This window comes from Pseudoalteromonas sp. KAN5, assembly GCF_022846535.1.
GTDB lineage: Bacteria > Pseudomonadota > Gammaproteobacteria > Enterobacterales > Alteromonadaceae > Pseudoalteromonas > Pseudoalteromonas haloplanktis.
This window is the reverse complement of the sequence record NZ_AP025589.1, coordinates 360,886-379,074: the sequence shown is the minus strand read 5'-3', so window position 1 is coordinate 379,074 and position 18,189 is coordinate 360,886. Positions and strand designations below refer to the sequence as shown.

Below are 18,189 nucleotides of genomic sequence, written 5' to 3'. Positions count from 1 at the left end.
AACAAGTCCGACCTTAAAAACACAATTTCAAATAAATAAACCCAAAATAACAAACACTTAAAGAAATTGTCAATTAGGCATAACCATTGCTTCGTTTAAAGTATGCCCGCTTAGAATTTACTAAAGCTAAGCGCTTAGTTTTTAATTTAGGAGGAATTATGAGTAATAGTAAAGTCGCTGAATTTACCGCCCCTGGGATGAATAGTGAAGCTGCAGAGCAAGCAATTGCACAACTCGACAACCGTATGGTTGCATTAATTGATTTGCAGCTTACCTTAAAACACATTCACTGGAATGTAGTGGGTCCTAACTTTATTGGTGTACACGAAATGCTCGACCCGCAAGTAGCTGCTGTTCAAGAGATGACAGATACTATCGCAGAACGTATTGCCACATTAGGTGGCGTGCCAGTAGGGACACCTAAATCAATTGTTGATCGCCGCTCTTGGGAAGATTACTCAATTGGTAAAGGATTAGTGAAGGATCACCTTGTTGCTCTTGATAAAGTATACAACGGAGTAAATGGCGACCACCGTAAGGCCCTTGAGAAACTATCTGAGCTTGATCCTGTGTCAGAAGATATGATCATCGCGCAACTTGCTGAGCTTGAGCAATTCCAGTGGTTTGTGCGTGCTCACATTGAATCATCAACCGGTGAATTACAAAGCTAATTATAAAAGTTAATAACGAACCTAGCTCGGTCAGTCCGAGCTAGGTTTATTTTGCTACTGTTTTTTATACACCATTAATAACATCGCTGGCAGCACAGTTAAGCTCACGACTGTAGATACGGCAATACCACACAGCACGATAATCCCCACCCCACGATACAACTCAGAACCTTCACCAGGAATAAATACTAAGGGTGCTAAACCGCACAAGGTTGTCATGGTTGACATAACAATGGGTTTTAAACGCGTTTCAAGTGCGCTAATAACCGCCGGGTAAGCCTCAATACCTGCCGCTAAATTACGACGACTTTGATCAACAATCAGAATTGGGTTATTAACCACAGTGCCTAATAAGATCAAAAAGCCAAGCATAGTGATCATGTCAAACGGTTGATGGAAGCCACCAAATACAGCGCCAAATCCATTGATTAGATTAAGCCCTAATAATCCACCAGCCATTCCTAATGGCACGGTTGCCATAATAAATAATGGCTGGCCCCAATGTTTAAAAATAGCGACTAACAATAAGTAACATAACGCTAGAGCGACAATAAAATTACCACTGAGGGCATCGCGTGTTTTTTCTAATTGATCTGCCGCACCGCCAATACTGATGTTCACTCCTGGGAGCAAGTCACCTTGTTGCTGAAGCTGCGGCAATAGCTGCTCACGCACTAGTTGCTGCGCACGCTCAAGTGCCACATCACGCGGCGGAATAATATAAACGGTTACAGTACGACGACCATCAACTCGGCGTAAACTGTCACTGTCGGCCTTTTCGTTTAGGTTAGCCAGCGCATTTAACGGCAGTAACCCCTGCGAGGTTACTACCGGTGCTTGCTCAAGCCCCTCTAGACTTTGGTTATTACCCGCTTCAGAAAATATAAACACGTCGACCTTATCATCATCTAAAATAAGCTCATCCACATAAGCGCCATCACTTAACGCCGCAACGGTATAACCTAGCTCATCAGCGGTCATGCCCACCTCAGCAAGGCGCTGCCAGCGTGGCTGAATTTCAATTAAAGGCTGATCGAGAGTTAATGAAGAAGGCTCTGAATCCACTTGTGGATTATCAAACACCTCACTGGCCAGTCGGTAAACGGCATCGGCAGCGCGGTATAAATCCACTTGTTCGGTGCCGCTAATATCTAAGGCAACTGCACGCGTGCCGCCATCATTGCTTGAAATAATTGAGCCTCGCGATGAAAACGCCCGCATGCCGGGATAACTTTTAAATTTGGCGGTGATTGCCGCCATCATCGCATCAATATGTTCAGGATTATTAGGTTCACTTAAAAACCAAATATTGCCAACACCAACCGATAATGAATAATATTTCAACGAAGGTAATTCAGTATTACCTTGCTCAAAGTCAGCACTCGGCGCATTTAAATGCTGATTAAAGTAAGTTAGTAATTCATCGCCAATTTTTTGCATGTGGCTCAAGTTATAGCCTGGTGGGGCAATCATCATTGAAAATGCCTTCGGCTCTTCCCCTTCAGGCAAGTATTCAGCTTCTGGCATAAATAACCAAGCACCACCTACCAAGCCTATCACAGCCACAACAACGCATATAATCCGCTGCATTTTTGAGGCTAAGAAGGATGGAATAAACCGTGGTAACCGCATCGTAGAGGTCATAGCGGTATCCGCTTTTGTAGTACACGCAAATCGCGCTGATGCGGCCGGCACCACTAACAAAGCCACTAACATAGAGGCGATAATTGCCCCTGAAATTGCAATAGCAACATCAGAGTACAGTTGCCCCGCTTCTTGCACAATAAACAAAATAGGCGCAAACACCAACACGGTTGTCATCGTTGACGCTAATACAGCAGGCCATACTTCTTGCACCCCTGCAATTGCAGCGTCGAGCTTTGACAGTCCACGTTGCTTAGCTTGTTCAATATTCTCAAGGACTACAATGGTATTATCCACTGTCATACCAATAGCAAAAGCTACCCCAGCTAATGAAATAACATTAATAGTGCGGTCAAATAATAAGAGCCCCAAAAATGCAGCAATAGTACAAATTGGTACGCCCATTACACCTATTAAAGTCGAACGTGGGCTTTTCAAAAACCAAAACATCACTAAAGTTGCCAGTAATGCACCAATTCCTAAGTTGGTCCAAACATTTTTAACTGACCCTTTTACATAACGTACATCATCACTGAGCAAGGTTAATTGCAGGCCATTTTGTGCCAATAAATCACGGTTAATGCGCTCTACCACCGCAGTCATTTCATCTTTAATGGCCATCACGTTTGAGCCACTTTCGCGGCGCACCGACAGCATTAAATTTCGCTCGCCATCGTTATATGACACATCGCGCAATTCATAGTGATCTAACTGTACTTTCGCTACATCTTTGAGCCGTACTGTACGGTCTTGATCTTGTGCAATCACTAACTCTTCAAGCGCTTGCGCTGATTGAAAGCGTCCTACCATACGTAATAAGTATCGGCGCTTGCCGCTGTCAATGTCACCGGCTGATGCATCTTGGTTTCGGCTGCGAATGGCATCTCTTACGGCAACTAAACTAATGTTTCTACTGGCAAGCTTTTGCTGATCAATTAATATCTGTATTTGATATAACGCTCCGCCACGTACATTAACTTGCGATACACCTGCTACACGCTCCATTTCTGGGCGAACATTGTCTTGCGCAAAGTCCCGTAGCATATCGATATCAATATTCAGCGGATTCCCTGCTAGCGGCTTTAATGAGAAAAACATAAACGCGTTCGATGAAAACGAGCTACTGTAGAGTACAGGTTGATCAACATTCTCAGGATAGTTAGGCACTTGAGCTAATGCATTACTTACATTGATCAATGCTTCATTAACATCAACACCAAACGGAAATTCAAGTTCTACTTCAGCTTCACCGGTATTGGCATAACTCGACATCCGCTTTAAATTTGGTAATGAGCGTAAATACCGCTCTTGCTCTATGAGGATTTCTTTTTCCACATCTTGTGGGGTCGCACCTGGCCACTGCGTTACCACTGTTATTGTGCGTACATCTAAATCAGGGATCATCTGCACCGGAATTTTAAACGCAGCTACAAGCCCTAAAATACACGAAATAAGCACTGCAACAGCCACCAGCGTTGCGTTTTTCACCGCACCTTGGAGCATTATTTAGCCCCCGTTTGCGTTACTGATTTAACCGCTTGACCATCTTGGAGCAGTTCATTACCTTGCGTAACCACCCACTGACCAGCATTCAAGCCTTGTGTTATCTCAACGTGGCCATTCATACGTGAGCCCACTTTAACACTTTGCCTTGTGGCAACATCTTCAAATACTGTAAAAACGCTAAACCCGCCATCAGGGTGACGTAACAACGCATCTCGCTCAATCACTACGCTCGCTTTAGCACTAGGTTTTAATGCGATTTCTGCTGTTGCCGACAACCCAACTTGTAAGCCTGCTGAATTAGTAATAGCTAAGCGCAGTAAAAAGCTGCGGTGTGTTGTATTCACGACCGGCACTTTCGCTATAACTTTTGCACTAAACGTCTGATCTGGACGTGAAGCTAAATATACGTCAACGGCAGTTTCAATATCTATCGCTGAGAAATGCTCTTGTGGCATATATAGATCAAGCCAAAGCGATTCATTACTGACTAATTCAAAGGCACTTTGCCCGCGGGTAACCCACTCACCTAAATCCACCATACGTTTAGCCACGATCCCATTAAAGGGGGCAACCAATTGGTGGCGTTTTAAAAGCTGTTGTTGATAAGTTTGATTTGCTTGTGCTTCGAGTAAACTTGCTTGCGCGCCTTTAACAGCGGCTTGCCTATCTGCCAACTCAGTTTGCGCAAACAGTTTTTGCTTAGATAGTGACTGTGCCTCAGCAAAACGCCGCTTGGCGTCATCAACGGCCACTTGCGCACGCGCGACATCAGCATCATTGGCTTGTAATTGCGCTTTTATTAACGCGGAATCTAACGCCAGTAGAGGCTCACCCTGTTTTAGGTATTGCCCTGCTTCTGCATATATTTCAGTAATTACTCCATCAGCAAGCACTGAAAGTTGAGCATGACGCTGTGCTTTTAACGATCCCGTAAGGGTTATTTTTGGCACCAACTGCTGCTGTTTAACCTGCTGTGTTACCACATTCACAGCTTCAGCCGCAAAGCCCAATGAGTTAAAAAGCATTAAGCCAATAAACCAACAACACATAAAAATTTTCAAGATAACTCCTTTACTATCTAAGAAAAACTATCCAATACAAACTACTTAATAAAAACGACTTATTAAAGGCATGCTACTTTTGTTAGATAAAGTTTAGATTAAAGCCTATGAGTAACAACATACCCAGCAATTTAATAAGGATACGGCTACTATAATGCAAACCCCGCCACGTAAACAAGAATCATTTGCAAAACAGTGACTTTAAACGCAAAATAGCGGCAATAAAAAAGTAATTAAACAACTGGAGTACGTATGAGACAGCAAGCACTTTATGAGGCCAAAAAGTTAGTGTTTCAAAAAAGTAGTGGTGTTATGTCTACCCTCTCGCATAATTTAAGAGGTTACCCGTTTGGCTCAGTAACCCCTTATATGTGTGATGAACAAGGGCGTATTTACTTTTTTATTAGTGACATAGCGCAGCATACTAAAAACCTACAGCATGACAAACGTATGAGCCTAACGGTGTTTGATGCTGCAGAACGAGGCGATCAAAATGAACATGGCCGAGTAACCATTGTCGGTGATGGCAGCTTAGTAAGCCAAGCACACGCCGAGGTCCTAATTAATAAGTACGTCACCTTATTTCCTGAAGCACAAAGTTATCGCAATGCTCATGACTTTAATCTGTGGCAATTAGATGCAATACGGGTGCGCTACATTGGTGGTTTTGGCAAAATATTTTGGCTAGAACAAACCGAGTGGCAACAGCCAAGTAAGCAATGGGACGAGTCACAAGAGCAAAGCATGATTGAGCACATGAATGCTGATCACCAAGATGCCATGAGCCTGATTTTGAAACAGCACTGTAACCTTGATGACGCATCACCAGTTATGAGTGGTTTATTACCGCAAGGCTTTTACCTACAAAGCCTAAACCGTAACTATTACATTGCATTTGATGAGCCGTGCGACAGCCCAATGGCGGTACGCAAAGCGCTCGTTCAATTAACCAAGACTGCGCGCGAAGCCAGCTAAAGTCGGTATTGCTTTGTAACAATTAAATGGTGTTAAATTAGGCAAATTGCATATACCCTAAAATCGATACTAATTTAGGAGAAGACCATGAAAGACTTACAAAAACTAGTAGGTAACCTCAGTAAATCAGGTGCATTGAGTGGCTTTTTAGGCGGTGTTGCTGGCGGTGGCTTAACAAGCCTAGTGGGCGGTAAAAGCAGTAAGAAGACCGGTAAAAAAGCAATTAAATACGGTGCATTAGCTGCCGTAGGAGGCCTTGCTTGGAAAGCCTATAAACAATATTCAGAGCAACATAAAGCAACCCAACAGCCAACACCAAAGCACACGAACCGTTTTGATTTTACACCTGCGACCATGCCAGAGCAGTGTTTTTCGCAAGTCGTGGAAGATGAAAGCGGTTCGGGTCAATTAATCTTAATGCGTGCCATGATCGCCGCCGCTTATGCTGATGGCCATATCGACGAGACAGAGCGACAAAAAATATTTGCTCAAGTAGAGAGTATGACACTTTCAATGCAAGAAAAAGCCATGCTGTTTGATGAACTACGTAAGCCAATGACACTCTCGGAGCTTGTGCAAGCTGTGCCAAATGCACAAACGGGGATCGAAGTATACACTGCAAGTGCCAGTGCAATTGACTTACAACAGCCCATATCACAACAATATCTTGATGCACTTGCTGATCAGCTGTGTTTACCTAGCGAATTAGTGAGCAGCATCCACCTGCAATTAGCAGCTCAATAACGACTCGTCCTTCTCTACCGCGCGTTTCAAAAAATAACAAATTCCCCCAAGATATGAATTCAGCATCTTGGGAGGAATTTGAGTATACATACACTAATATTAAATTTACTATCCACGTGTAATTACGATTAACTAGGAAACTGTTGTGCTGTCGCGTTTGTATGATTTTATGCCGGGTTTAAACACTTTATTTCATTATGAACGAAAGTGGTTTACTGATGATTTCAGAGCTGCACTGTCTGTTGCTGCTGTTGCTTTGCCCGTTGCAATCGCCTACGCACAACTTACTGGTGTAAATGCCGCCGTTGGTCTGTATTCATGTATCTTACCCATGATCTTATACGCCCTGTTTGGTAGCTCAAAACAGCTCATTGTTGGGCCAGATGCCGCAACCTGCGCAGTTATTGCAGCAGTAGTCACCCCACTTGCCGCAGGTGATACGGTCAAACATTGGCAATTAGTTGTCACTATGACCGCTATGACGGGCTTTTGGTGTTTAATTGCCAGCAAATTTAAATTAGGTGTACTGGCTGACTTTTTATCTAAACCTATTCTAATGGGTCTGTTAAACGGGGTGGCAATCACGATTATTGTTAGTCAACTTTCAAAAGTAATTGGCTTTACCTTCGATGAAAAATATTTATTGGAACGCTTAGCCGCAGTACCTACTTATTTATCACAAGCTCATATTCCCACCCTGTTAATGGCTGTATTTACTCTTGCTGCTTATTTTGCCATGAAGCGCCTAAAGCCAACCTGGCCTGCTGCCATGTTTGCCATCGCGTTCGCTGCCATATTAGTCTGGCTTTTTAATTTAAAACAATTTGAAATCAATACCATTGGCACAGTCACTGGTGGTTTACCAGTATTTAATACACCCATTTATGATATTGGTATTATTCGTGAGCTTGTAGTGCCAGCGCTGAACTTAGCGATCGTGAGCTTTGTTAGCATGATGCTGACTGCCCGTAGTTTTGCCGCCAAAAATGGTTATGATATCGATGCGGATAAAGAATTTAGAGCCTTAGGTATTGCGAACTTTGCCTCGGCATTATCACAAGGTTTTGCCGTCAGCGGTGCAGACTCTCGTACTGCCGTCAACGATGCTAGCGGCGGAAAAACACAGCTGGTTTCAATCATCGCAGCCGCTATTATTGCCATCATTGCACTCTTTTTAACCGCACCGCTGGAGTTCATACCCAGTGCCGCATTAGGCATAGTACTAATTATTGCTTCAATTCATTTATTAGACTTAAAAGCAGTATGGCAATTAAAACGCAAAGATAAACACGCCTTTTACCTTGCGCTGGCAACTTTACTTGCTGTGTTATTTATTGGCGTTATACCGGGCATCACACTGGCCGTACTATTGGGATTATTTCAGTTCATTCGTACCGTAATGCGACCAACCGACACTGTATTAGGTGTTGATATCAACGGGGTAGTAAGAAGCCTTGATAGCACAGATAAAGCCAAAGCTGTGCAAGGTGTATTTATTTATCGCTTCAATTCGCCCTTAACTTACTTTAATGCAGGTTACTTTAAACGCCGCTTGTTAGAGCAATACGCACGGCAAAAAGACGACACTCAGTGCGTTATTATTGATGCTGTGCCTTGTTTTACCCATTTAGATTTAAGTGTGATGGCGATGCTTGCCGATTTAGACGTGATATTTAAAAAGCGTAACATTCGATTAGAAATAGCCGGTAGAAAACGACAGCTCCTTTCATGGTTTGACGTTGCCGGTATGACATCTGGTAAAGAAGGTATCTACGTACATTCAGACCTATATGTAGCTTTACAAAAAAACAGGGTTAGTCAGCCCTCACAGGAAGTAAGTCAGTTTGCAGCAGCTGATAATGAGGGAGTGTAGGAGTTAGCAAAAATCTAATATCGAAATCAGGCCGCTGCTGGCCTGATTTTTATATGCTCTGATCGCAAAATTAAACTTTTGGATAGTTTGAAGGAAAAAACGCACGACGCGCTTGTTCATCAAACTCTTTTTTAAAGTTGATATCAGTGCCCACCTTACGAGCACGTTCAACTGCCGGGCGGCTATCAATACGTGTGAACCAGCGTTGTAAATTAGGATATGGCGCTAACCCTTCTTCGCCTAAAACAACGGTTGCTTTATCTATCCAGCCCCATGCAGATACATCCGCAACTGTAAACTCATCACCGACGATAAACTCACGCCCTGCAAGGTGTGTGTCTAATACCTCATAATGACGTTGCGCCTCACGTAAATAACGGTTGATAGCGTAATCGAGTTTCTCAGGGGCCGCATGTCTAAAGTGTACTGATTGCCCTGAATAGGGACCCAAACCTGACGCGATAAACATTAACCACGACAGCATTTCAGCGCGATCTTCTGCTTTACCCGCCAGTTTGCCGTACTTTTCAGATAGGTACATTAAAATAGCGTTTGAATCGAATACTCGAGTTTGGCCGTCCATTATGGCTGGCGCCTTGGCATTCGGATTAATTGCTTTAAATTCTGGCGTATGCTGCTCACCCTTTAAGGTATCAACTGGCACAAGTTCGTATGGTAACCCTGTTTCTTCAAGAAAAAGTGCAACTTTCATTGGGTTAGGCGTATGGTGAAAATAAAATTTGATCATGTTGGGCTCCTCAAAATTGAATAATGATTAAAGCACAACTTGAGCGATCGTTCAAATTATAGTTGAAGGTAAATACAGAGATGCTTAAGCTAGGCATAGAATCTGCCTTACTGAATTGTCATTGTGACAATTAGTACGTCTACTGTATTGAGATATACAAACCTACACGCAGAATTAACTAGCGCTATTTAGTTGATCAGGCCTTTTTCACAAACTTGGCTGTTACCATCATTTCCCCTACCCCATCCACTTTGCAATCAAGTTGGTGATCTTTTGTATCTTTGATCCAGCGGATCACCGCTTTAGTGCCGATTTTTATGACTTGCGAACTGCCTTTAATTTTTAAATCTTTAACGACAGTGACTTTATCACCTTCAGCTAATAGCGTGCCGTTGGCGTCTTTTACATTAATTTCATCGTCTAATGCGGCGCTGGCAGGATCCCACTCATAAGCACATTCAGGGCAAATTAGTAAGCTTTGATCTTGGTATACATATTCAGATTGACACTTCGGGCATGCAGGTAACGACATAATTTAACTCAGGTATTAAAATTTACCTGTATGGTAATGGCTCAATGTTTATTTGTCTATTTGTAGACATTCAGAGTAAAGCACTTGGAAAACCCCCTTGATTATTCTAGTATCTAGTTGTCCAAGCTTATAATTTGTATATAAATGAAATCATTTCTTTCGTTATATTTTGCCAACCTTTTCTTAATTATTGGCACCAGCTTACTTACCACCTATTTAGCTTTATACTTAGGGCAGCATGGCACCTCAACCTTGTGGATAGGTTTGATGACCTCATGTTACTACCTCGGCTTATTATTAGGGGCTAAGCTTGGCTATCGTCTTATCAAATCGGTCGGCCATATACGTACTTTTGCTGCTAGTACTGCCGCGGTAATAGCGTGTGTTGCGGCGCATGGTGTGAGCGATAACATCTATATTTGGCTCGCCCTAAGGCTTTGCGTGGGTTTAGGTATGATGTGTAATTACATGGTGCTAGAAAGCTGGCTTAACGAACAAGCAGCACCTGAGTCTCGTGGTCGGGTGTTCTCCTTTTATATGATCACTTCCTATTTAGGCACTATTTTAGGCCAGTTCGCTTTGGCTGAATTTCCTGAGTTAGGCTATGCACCACTGTTTTTAGTCTGCATGGCACTGGCTATTGGTATAATTCCAATTTCAATCACCCGCAGAATTCACCCAAAGCCCTTGAAGCCAATTCAAGTAAGCTTGTTTGATTACTTTAAAAAAGTACCTCAGTCTATGACCGCAGTGCATTTTGCTGGCATTATTAATGGTAGTTTTTACGGTCTTGCGCCAACCTTTGCTAAATTGTCGGGCTTTAGCTCATCTGAAATCGCCATTTTTATGTCTGCCACTATTTTAGCTGGTTTATTAGCGCAATGGCCCATGGGCATGCTATCAGATAGAGTTCGCCGCAGTGTACTACTGCGCAGTAATGCTGTCGCCATCTGCTTGGTCAGCCTTGCTTTATTTATACTGCCAATTTCACAAACGCTTGCCTTTGTGCTGACGTTTATGTTCGGCTTGTTTGCTTTTACGTTATATCCATTGTCATCGGCTTTAGCCAACTCCCGAGTGGAAGACGAAGAGCGCGTAGGCGTCTCTTCAGCATTACTGGTTGCTTTTGGAGCAGGCGCTGCACTTGGCTCAACCGCTAATGCACAGATCATGAGTTATTTTGGCCATCAAGCGTTATATGCATCACTAGCAACATTAACAGTATTGATGTATTTATTACTTACCTTCATAAATTCAAAACAAAAAGTAGAACAACCTGAGCCGAGCGATTACGTGGTCGGTACGTCTGACGTTACCAATTCTCCACTAGCGGCGACCATGGACCCACGAATTGAAGAGACCACCGCTCATGATCAAATGCTGGTGGTTGATGAGGTGGATGATGAATACGAAGAAAATAACGACACGCCCAATCAAAACCCCCTGCAGGGCGATCTTTTTAAGGATCGCCAAAGTGATACTTAGTATGCAAAGCCAAAAGTAACGACTCCTAAAAAAGCGATAATCAGCAGGTAACACTTTAGCTGATATAGCTTTTCTAACATTAACAAAGCAGTTGAAACACGTTCCTCATACCGGTTTTATTGCTTCCTAGAAGTCTTCAATGTACCCTTAATGGATATCTCAAACTAGTAAGCAATTATGTATAAGCGCAAACTTTTTTATTTTGGTCTTACCACCGCTTTTATTTTATTTTTGGCGCTCCTGAGCACCGCAATCTCCGCCCATTTAACTCGCAAAAACTTACAACAAAGCAATATTGCCCAGTCATTATTGGTCGAACATGAAAAGCTCTCAAGCATCTCTTACCGACTTTTTAAACAATTAACCGACGAAATTATCTTTGGCCAAAATGCTAACCAAGCCTATGTGCGTCAAAAACAAAACCTGATCCAACAGTCAATCAGTCAGATAAAAAAACTAGAGATCGAGCAGCGTAATGCACTTGGCTTATCCTTTACCAAAGGCAGCGTTGAAGATACTGATGAACTGGTACGACTCATTGATAAAATAACCGTTGAGTTTAGAGCTGTAGTCAGTAGCGGTAATACCGCCCCTTTGAATCAACAAGCGCAATTAAAGCGCTTACTTGAGGTCACTATTGATGACCAGTTCAGAGAAGCTATAAATTCAGCAGTAGCACGACAAACCCGAGTTGTTGCGGCAATCAACGCCAAAATAGAAATGCTTAACACAACAATATTATGGTTTGCGATCGGCCTAGGTGCGCTTTCTATTCCATTAATATTATATGGCTGTTATTGGTTATTTAATCAGCTCTATCAGCCTCTGATCCTAATCGCTAATGCAACTAACTCGATTGCATTAGGACATTACCAAAAACCGATTTCAGTCACCTTGGATGATGAGTTTGAAGAACTCGCCACCTCCATAAACCAACTGGCACTACGCCTACAAGAACATGAAAAAAACGCAGTACAATCAAGAAAACAATTAGAGCTTGAAGTTCAACAGCGCACCAGTGAGCTCACAGAAGCCAACCTATTGCTTACTAAAATTGATTCAAGACGCCGCCAATTTATTGCCGATGTGTCCCATGAACTACGCACCCCATTAACAATTATTCGCGGGGAAGCACAAGTAACACTGCGCATGCAGTCAGTGTCGGTTGATGATTTTAATCAAACACTAAAATCGATACTCGGGCAAGCCCTCAGCTTAAGCCGCTTAGTGGATGATTTATTACTATTAACACGAGCAGAAATGAATCAAATAAATTTAGAAGTTGCCCCTACACAGATTGTGCGGTTAGTCGAATCAGAAGTTAACAAATGGCAGAAACTCAATCTAACCCGAACAATTACCTTCGATGCTGATGCTAGTTTAAGAGAACTGTTTATAACCATTGATACACAACGGATCCAACAAGTGCTGGCTATTTTATTTGATAACGCAATCAAGTACTCAAAATCAGCCCAACCGATCGAAATTACACTAACTAAAATAAGCTCAATGCTCACTATTGCAATTAAGGATTATGGTGAAGGGATCTCAGCAGCTGAAGTTGACAATATTTTTGAGCGCTTTGTTCGCTTTAGTAAGCACAGTGAAGGCTTAGGGCTTGGGCTACCAATCGCCAAAGCCATTACTGAGGCCCATGATGGCACAATCGGTGTTACTTCAACACAAGGCCAAGGCGCTGTTTTTTCTATCTCGCTTCCTCTGGAGCATACATAATGAATATCTTACTCGCCGATGACGAGCAGCCGCTCTTAAACTTCCTTTCACGCGGGTTACGCAGTGAAGGCTATGAATGCAATAGCATCAATGAATTACACGAAGTGCTGCCGTTTATTAAAAAAAATACCCCGCACATACTAATACTAGACAGGCTATTTGGTTGCCAAGATAGTATATCGATACTTAACGCTATTAAAACTCTTCCCAGCCCACCTATGGTGCTTATGCTAACAGCATTAGATGAAGTGCCTGAACGAGTCAAAGGGCTGGAAATGGGGGCAGATGATTACCTATGTAAACCCTTTGATTTTGATGAACTATTAGCCCGTGTATTAGCCTTAAAGCGACGTATGACAATTGGGCACCAACAAAGTCAAACAACGCTCGATATTGGCTCATTGACGCTGAATATCCAGCAACGTATTGCCTTACTTAACGATCAAGAATTACCGCTAACAAAAATTGAATTTGAGTTACTACTGTATTTTGTTGAAAACCAAGACAAGGTATTGTCGCGTGAACGAATATTGAGTCGGGTATGGCAAACTTACAATGATCCCAATACTAATATTATTGATGTATATGTTAGCCGACTAAGGAAAAAAATCGAAACACAGCACAATCTCACTATTCAAACCTTGCGTGGTAATGGCTATCGGATGAGTTTAAAGTAGCGCGAGTCGACAAGTACTCACGCACCCAACTATATCTGCTCAGTGTGAAATAGGTGACAATAACTTAGGGTTTTGTACTAAATTACGAACACCATGAGCATAGTCTTCATTAAATACATTGTCATCGCACCACTTACCAACACTGTTTATATCAACCACAGCAACAAGGGGTCGTACGCTCCAACTCACCTGTATCGGCGACGCTTTTTCGTTATAAGCAGGCCCAGTTGTTGAACCTAAATACTCAACGGGGATCCCCATATTTGTAGGTATATTAGGTGCTTGATAGTAACCATTTACTTGCTCTATCTCAGTGAGCTGAGCAAAGTTAACAGCCTGCTTATCATTAGCTAATACAATAACCTGACCTTCAACACGAAACGCAGGATTCATAGTGCTATCCGCTAAACAAGCGGCTAAAGTCGGCCCTGGGCTCACTTGTGCTGACGAATACACAAAGTGTACTTCTAAAGTATCACCCACTTTTAACGAGTCACCTTTTGCAGCGCATACCTTACCTGCAATAGGTTTTAATTGGCTCGCCGACAATATGCCATCGTATACGTAACCTGTATTATGACCTTTACCATCGCCGTTGCCCGCATAAGTGGTAAACTCACCGCCTTTATGTTCAGCATTTTTATGAAAGTGAATATTACATAAGTTAAGATCACTACGATTGGGAGCCGCAGCAAAGTGACGTAAGTTGGTGCCATAGTATTGATCGATATCACGTGGGGATTGCGGTCCAAATCCTTTACCCTGAGTATTTTTCTCAAGCGCTCTACGCTGTTCAGTCAGCACACTATCACTAATTCCATTAGCAGCGACTACGCCACTTACAGCCAATGTAGAGAAACTAATAAACCATGTACATTTTGCAAATACTGCTGTTTTCTTCTGCTTCACTTTTATTTATGCCTTTTATTTTATTAATAAGGCCATGTTATTGAAAGTATCTAAAAAAGACTTTTCAGGAACATTAAAATAAGATTAAAAGCCAGCTCAACCGCTACATAATTATTAGCAAAAATATAATAATTTATAACCTCCAGCCACTGAGTTTAAATATTTAATTATGCTTAGCGTTAAGACTCGACAAACTAACATTTAAAGTTAAAAATAAGCCTTTCGTAAGAAGGATTTTATGTATGTTTAAATGGTTTTTATGCTTTATTTCGCTAATTTTTATCACCTGCTGTGTAAGCGCACACACTGATCATACTCAATCACCTAACGTTAGTATCAACACCGCAGAAGTGAATTTAACTCAATTTCCAATGAGTTACTTTATCGACACCAGCGAAGAAATGCCCTTTAAACAAATACAAAAACAACCCTTTATCCAGAGTAAAAGTGAAATAACCTTAGGCACAAATGCCAAAACAACCTGGTCTAAAATAGTCATTCATAATGAATCCCCCCAGCAGCGAACGTTATTTTTACATAATGAAGATGCCTACCACCTACAAAATGTTGATTTTTATGAAACAAAAAATGGAGATTTGTTAAACCAAGTTAATATTCAACTTGATAAAGTAGGCCCTCATAACAACATATATGGCGGAACTGCCATATTCTCATTTGACCTTGCAGCTGATGAACGTAAAACAATTTTTGTACGAAGCGTGACGTTTTCCCATCAGTGGTACGCCCTATCATTATACGACGAAGAACATTCAAAGCGGGCTTTAATTGGCAGCAGTAATTACATCTCTCTATTGGTCGGGATGATGCTGGCATTAATGATTTATAATTTTTTCTTATACTTATCAGCTAGAAAAATCGAAAATATCGTGTATGCCTTCTATTTAATTTCAGGCATCATTTGGGTATCACTATCTTATGGTCTCGGCGCTAACTTTTTTGGTATCTTTAGTGCTGACCTTCTGCAGTTCAATTCTACTTTATATAGCATGCCCAGTTTTTTAATTTTGTTTATGATGCTTATATTTGAAACCAAAAGCCGTTACCCGAAAGAGCATATTGCACTATGTATCATATTAACTATTTTAGTTGCTGAATTTTTTTATAGCTTATTTGATCTAGTCAATGCATTAAAACCAGCGAGTACCTTAGCTGCATTAATGATGACAGTGACGCTCGGCGTATCTATCTCGCTTTGGCGAAAACGTGACCCACTTGCGAAATACTTTTTTTTGGGGCATTCGATGTTTATTATTTTTAATATGCTGGCAGTTCTTTATTACAAAGGTATCACCGAATCAAATCAAATTAATAGCCATGGCGTAGGTATAGGGATCGTACTTGAAGGATTGATGATGGCATTTATTTTGTCATACAGGATCAGAACATTAGAGAAAATAAAGTCAGCACAAACAGAGTTAAAACGGCTCGCAGATACCGATCCACTCACCAAACTCTATAATCGACGCTATTTTGACAAAACATGCTTACAATTACTGACGCAAAGCCAAACAGCAGGTACCGAATTATCGATCATTGTTGCTGATCTCGATCATTTTAAAGACATAAATGACACATATGGCCACGACGTGGGTGATCAAGTCATCATAGCGTTTGCAGATATTTTAATAAAACACCAAGCCGCCAATGATATTGCGTGTCGAATGGGCGGCGAAGAGTTTCTATTATTACTTAACTGTAACGCCGAAAAAGCCCACGCTATCGCGCAACACATCCGCAGTGATGCTGAAAAGTGTATTGTGAGAACAGAAGCTAACCTAGAGGTTCGATTTACAGTCAGCATTGGACTTCAGCCTGTTTCACATACAACAGACAATATAAAGGACAGCATTTCGATGGCCGACCAAGCGCTTTACAAGGCCAAAAAACAAGGTAGAAATTGTGTAGTTGCAGCTAGTTGAAAGCGGGTAGCTGATACCAATCGACTTAAATATTTAACCATTCTAGCGAGCTAAATGGTTAGTAACTTAACACGATTGGTATGACAACTAGCTTCAAGCCAAGATGAACTCAGCACTTTAGTGAAGTTTTTTAGGTCCTCGGCGAACTAATTCTTTGCCGTTTTCAAATACATCTTGAGTTACCCAACGCCCTAACAACAACTTATGGGTATCATCAAGTACCGCGATAAACGGGCGACCATTGGTATTATTCGTTGCTAACGCGACCCCTGCAACATTTTTTAAACCTAGCCCACCATTATCAATCAGTAATAAAAATGCTTCTAGCTCTTCAAGGGTGTCGATTATATCGTTATCGTTGATCATCGTGTTTTTACTCTGTTACTTCTTAATCTATAAAGAATAACAGTTTGAGTGGCACAGGTTAAGTAAGCCGATAATTAACGTATTTATTTGCGCTTAACTTATATACGTTAGATAGTACCTCTAAACATAGCTGTAATCGCATAGGACTCCCATGATCAAACAACTTTTAACTACGAGCTTAATCTTATCTTCCTTCAGTGCTTTAAGCGCCAATTTAACGGTTGAAGAACAGCGTATTGAAAAGGCCAACACGGTAATACCGCACGTTGTAGCTGCATTTGCTAAGGATATTGCTGAATTTGAGCAAGATTGGAAAAACTTAAAAAGCTATAAGCAAGCTACCGACTTACTCCATGATTATTCAAGCCAACTATGGTTAGACGCGAAACAGCGCATTACAACATCTAAAAATTATGATGATCGCGAACTTTACTGGGCACGGTTACTATCAAGTAAAGTGATCCGTACTGTAAAACCTGCTTTTGCACTTACATCAGCAGAGCAAAATGCACTGTTAACACAGTTAGAAAACGGCAGTCGCGGTCGCACCGATTTGGCTTACACACAAAGCACCAATAAAAAAATTTTACTCACTGGCTTTGACCCATTTTTACTGGATAAGAACATCAATCAAAGTAACCCATCCGGTGTTGCGGCACTATTACTTGATGGCCAAGTGATCACCTATAAAGGTATTACCGCTGAGATAAATACGGTTATGGTGCCAGTGCGTTACGAAGATTTTGATCAAGGCATTATTGAAGCACTACTCGCCCCTTATTACGCACTGAATAATGTAGATATGATTGTTACTGTAAGTATGGGTGGTAAAGAATTTGATCTTGAACGCTTTCCGGGCAAGCGCCGCAGTGTCACTGCTCCTGATAACGCTAATATCATCTACGGTGGTACACAAGCAGCGCCACTTATCCCAAGTTTAAATGACCGACCACTACCTGGCAGTGAATTTGTAGAATTCAGTCTACCCGTAGAGCACATGTTACAAGCTCAAGGGCAGTTTAAAGTAAACGACAACCACAAAGTCATTACGCTTGAGAAAGCGTTTGAACCAAAAAGTCTCGCACAATTGCAAGGTGCTGTTGCCGTTAAAGGTGGTGGCGGTGGCTACTTATCAAATGAAATTTCATACCGCAGTATTCGCCTACGCGATGAACTGAATTCTGACATTCCTACAGGGCATATTCACACCCCTCGCATAGCACAATTTGAACCTGACACTGAGGCTAAAATTGTCCAACAAATCAAAGCCATGTTAGAAAGAAGTTTACTCGCCCTATAATGTAACAAAGCCACCTTTTAAAAG

General features: G+C 41.7%; 15 protein-coding genes. 9 read left to right on the top strand and 6 right to left on the bottom strand.

Annotated features, from left to right (window positions below; all coding sequences use genetic code 11):
- The first annotated feature begins 158 nt into the window (after positions 1–158).
- Complete coding sequence (gene dps / locus KAN5_RS01660) at positions 159–671, top strand: DNA starvation/stationary phase protection protein Dps (protein ID WP_016708776.1); 513 nt, start codon at positions 159–161, stop codon at positions 669–671.
- A 54-nt stretch (positions 672–725) separates the two neighbouring features.
- Here the strand turns inward: dps and KAN5_RS01655 are convergent, their stop codons facing one another.
- Together KAN5_RS01655 and KAN5_RS01650 are read right to left on the bottom strand one after the other, a co-directional pair.
- The gene (locus tag KAN5_RS01655) at positions 726–3,818 is read right to left on the bottom strand and encodes an efflux RND transporter permease subunit (protein ID WP_244390296.1); all 3,093 of its coding nucleotides are present in this window, start codon (positions 3,816–3,818) and stop codon (positions 726–728) included.
- Positions 3,818–4,882 (bottom strand): efflux RND transporter periplasmic adaptor subunit, encoded by a 1,065-nt coding sequence (locus tag KAN5_RS01650; protein WP_244390295.1) that lies wholly within the window; start codon positions 4,880–4,882, stop codon positions 3,818–3,820. Before KAN5_RS01650 ends, KAN5_RS01655 begins: the two co-directional genes overlap by 1 nt.
- A 252-nt stretch (positions 4,883–5,134) precedes the next feature.
- On the opposite strand from KAN5_RS01650, the gene KAN5_RS01645 reads away from it, so the two are divergent.
- The 3 genes from KAN5_RS01645 to KAN5_RS01635 all read left to right on the top strand — a co-directional run bounded on the left by KAN5_RS01645 (position 5,135) and on the right by KAN5_RS01635 (position 8,474).
- Positions 5,135–5,857 carry a DUF2470 domain-containing protein gene (locus KAN5_RS01645; RefSeq protein WP_244390294.1) on the top strand — a complete coding sequence of 241 codons (723 nt, stop codon included), beginning with the start codon at positions 5,135–5,137 and terminating at the stop codon, positions 5,855–5,857.
- Between the two features lie 87 nt (positions 5,858–5,944).
- Positions 5,945–6,601 carry a tellurite resistance TerB family protein gene (locus KAN5_RS01640; protein WP_016708769.1) on the top strand — a complete coding sequence of 219 codons (657 nt, stop codon included), beginning with the start codon at positions 5,945–5,947 and terminating at the stop codon, positions 6,599–6,601.
- A gap of 145 nt (positions 6,602–6,746) precedes the next feature.
- The gene (locus KAN5_RS01635; RefSeq protein ID WP_244390293.1) at positions 6,747–8,474 is read left to right on the top strand and encodes a SulP family inorganic anion transporter; all 1,728 of its coding nucleotides are present in this window, start codon (positions 6,747–6,749) and stop codon (positions 8,472–8,474) included.
- Positions 8,475–8,544: 70 nt separating this feature from the next.
- Here the strand turns inward: KAN5_RS01635 and KAN5_RS01630 are convergent, their stop codons facing one another.
- Together KAN5_RS01630 and KAN5_RS01625 are read right to left on the bottom strand one after the other, a co-directional pair.
- A complete protein-coding gene (locus KAN5_RS01630; protein WP_244390292.1) occupies positions 8,545–9,222 on the bottom strand; it encodes a glutathione S-transferase N-terminal domain-containing protein in 678 nt (225 codons plus the stop codon).
- A gap of 196 nt (positions 9,223–9,418) precedes the next feature.
- Entirely contained in the window at positions 9,419–9,754 is a 336-nt protein-coding gene (locus KAN5_RS01625; protein WP_016708766.1) for a zinc ribbon domain-containing protein YjdM, read from the bottom strand.
- 144 nt (positions 9,755–9,898) lie between these two features.
- Here KAN5_RS01625 and KAN5_RS01620 point away from each other — a divergent pair, with 144 nt between their 5' ends.
- The 3 genes from KAN5_RS01620 to KAN5_RS01610 all read left to right on the top strand — a co-directional run bounded on the left by KAN5_RS01620 (position 9,899) and on the right by KAN5_RS01610 (position 13,650).
- A complete protein-coding gene (locus KAN5_RS01620) occupies positions 9,899–11,239 on the top strand; it encodes an MFS transporter (RefSeq protein ID WP_016708765.1) in 1,341 nt (446 codons plus the stop codon).
- Between the two features lie 177 nt (positions 11,240–11,416).
- Positions 11,417–12,973, top strand: a complete 1,557-nt coding sequence (locus tag KAN5_RS01615; RefSeq protein ID WP_244390291.1) for a sensor histidine kinase — start codon at positions 11,417–11,419, stop codon at positions 12,971–12,973.
- On the top strand, positions 12,973–13,650 hold the full coding sequence (locus KAN5_RS01610; RefSeq protein ID WP_244390290.1) for a response regulator transcription factor: 678 nt from the start codon (positions 12,973–12,975) through the stop codon (positions 13,648–13,650). Before KAN5_RS01615 ends, KAN5_RS01610 begins: the two co-directional genes overlap by 1 nt.
- 39 nt (positions 13,651–13,689) lie before the next feature.
- Here KAN5_RS01610 and KAN5_RS01605 read toward each other — a convergent pair whose 3' ends face one another.
- Positions 13,690–14,559 carry a delta-class carbonic anhydrase gene (locus tag KAN5_RS01605; protein WP_016708762.1) on the bottom strand — a complete coding sequence of 290 codons (870 nt, stop codon included), beginning with the start codon at positions 14,557–14,559 and terminating at the stop codon, positions 13,690–13,692.
- A gap of 242 nt (positions 14,560–14,801) precedes the next feature.
- On the opposite strand from KAN5_RS01605, the gene KAN5_RS01600 reads away from it, so the two are divergent.
- Positions 14,802–16,499: a diguanylate cyclase gene (locus KAN5_RS01600; RefSeq protein ID WP_244390289.1), complete on the top strand. Its 1,698-nt coding sequence runs from the start codon at positions 14,802–14,804 to the stop codon at positions 16,497–16,499.
- A gap of 117 nt (positions 16,500–16,616) precedes the next feature.
- Here the strand turns inward: KAN5_RS01600 and KAN5_RS01595 are convergent, their stop codons facing one another.
- Entirely contained in the window at positions 16,617–16,865 is a 249-nt protein-coding gene (locus tag KAN5_RS01595) for a hypothetical protein (protein WP_016708760.1), read from the bottom strand.
- Positions 16,866–17,016: 151 nt separating this feature from the next.
- On the opposite strand from KAN5_RS01595, the gene KAN5_RS01590 reads away from it, so the two are divergent.
- Entirely contained in the window at positions 17,017–18,165 is a 1,149-nt protein-coding gene (locus KAN5_RS01590) for a hypothetical protein (RefSeq protein ID WP_244390288.1), read from the top strand.
- The last annotated feature ends 24 nt before the right edge of the window (positions 18,166–18,189 follow it).

Coding starts and splice junctions, on each gene's coding strand:
- dps (WP_016708776.1), top strand. CDS start 159: ATGAGTAATAGTAAAGTCGCTGAATTTACCGCCCCTGGGATGAATAGT.
- KAN5_RS01655 (WP_244390296.1), bottom strand. CDS start 3,818: ATGCTCCAAGGTGCGGTGAAAAACGCAACGCTGGTGGCTGTTGCAGTG.
- KAN5_RS01645 (WP_244390294.1), top strand. CDS start 5,135: ATGAGACAGCAAGCACTTTATGAGGCCAAAAAGTTAGTGTTTCAAAAA.
- KAN5_RS01640 (WP_016708769.1), top strand. CDS start 5,945: ATGAAAGACTTACAAAAACTAGTAGGTAACCTCAGTAAATCAGGTGCA.
- KAN5_RS01630 (WP_244390292.1), bottom strand. CDS start 9,222: ATGATCAAATTTTATTTTCACCATACGCCTAACCCAATGAAAGTTGCA.
- KAN5_RS01625 (WP_016708766.1), bottom strand. CDS start 9,754: ATGTCGTTACCTGCATGCCCGAAGTGTCAATCTGAATATGTATACCAA.
- KAN5_RS01620 (WP_016708765.1), top strand. CDS start 9,899: ATGAAATCATTTCTTTCGTTATATTTTGCCAACCTTTTCTTAATTATT.
- KAN5_RS01615 (WP_244390291.1), top strand. CDS start 11,417: ATGTATAAGCGCAAACTTTTTTATTTTGGTCTTACCACCGCTTTTATT.
- KAN5_RS01610 (WP_244390290.1), top strand. CDS start 12,973: ATGAATATCTTACTCGCCGATGACGAGCAGCCGCTCTTAAACTTCCTT.
- KAN5_RS01600 (WP_244390289.1), top strand. CDS start 14,802: ATGTTTAAATGGTTTTTATGCTTTATTTCGCTAATTTTTATCACCTGC.
- KAN5_RS01595 (WP_016708760.1), bottom strand. CDS start 16,865: ATGATCAACGATAACGATATAATCGACACCCTTGAAGAGCTAGAAGCA.
- KAN5_RS01590 (WP_244390288.1), top strand. CDS start 17,017: ATGATCAAACAACTTTTAACTACGAGCTTAATCTTATCTTCCTTCAGT.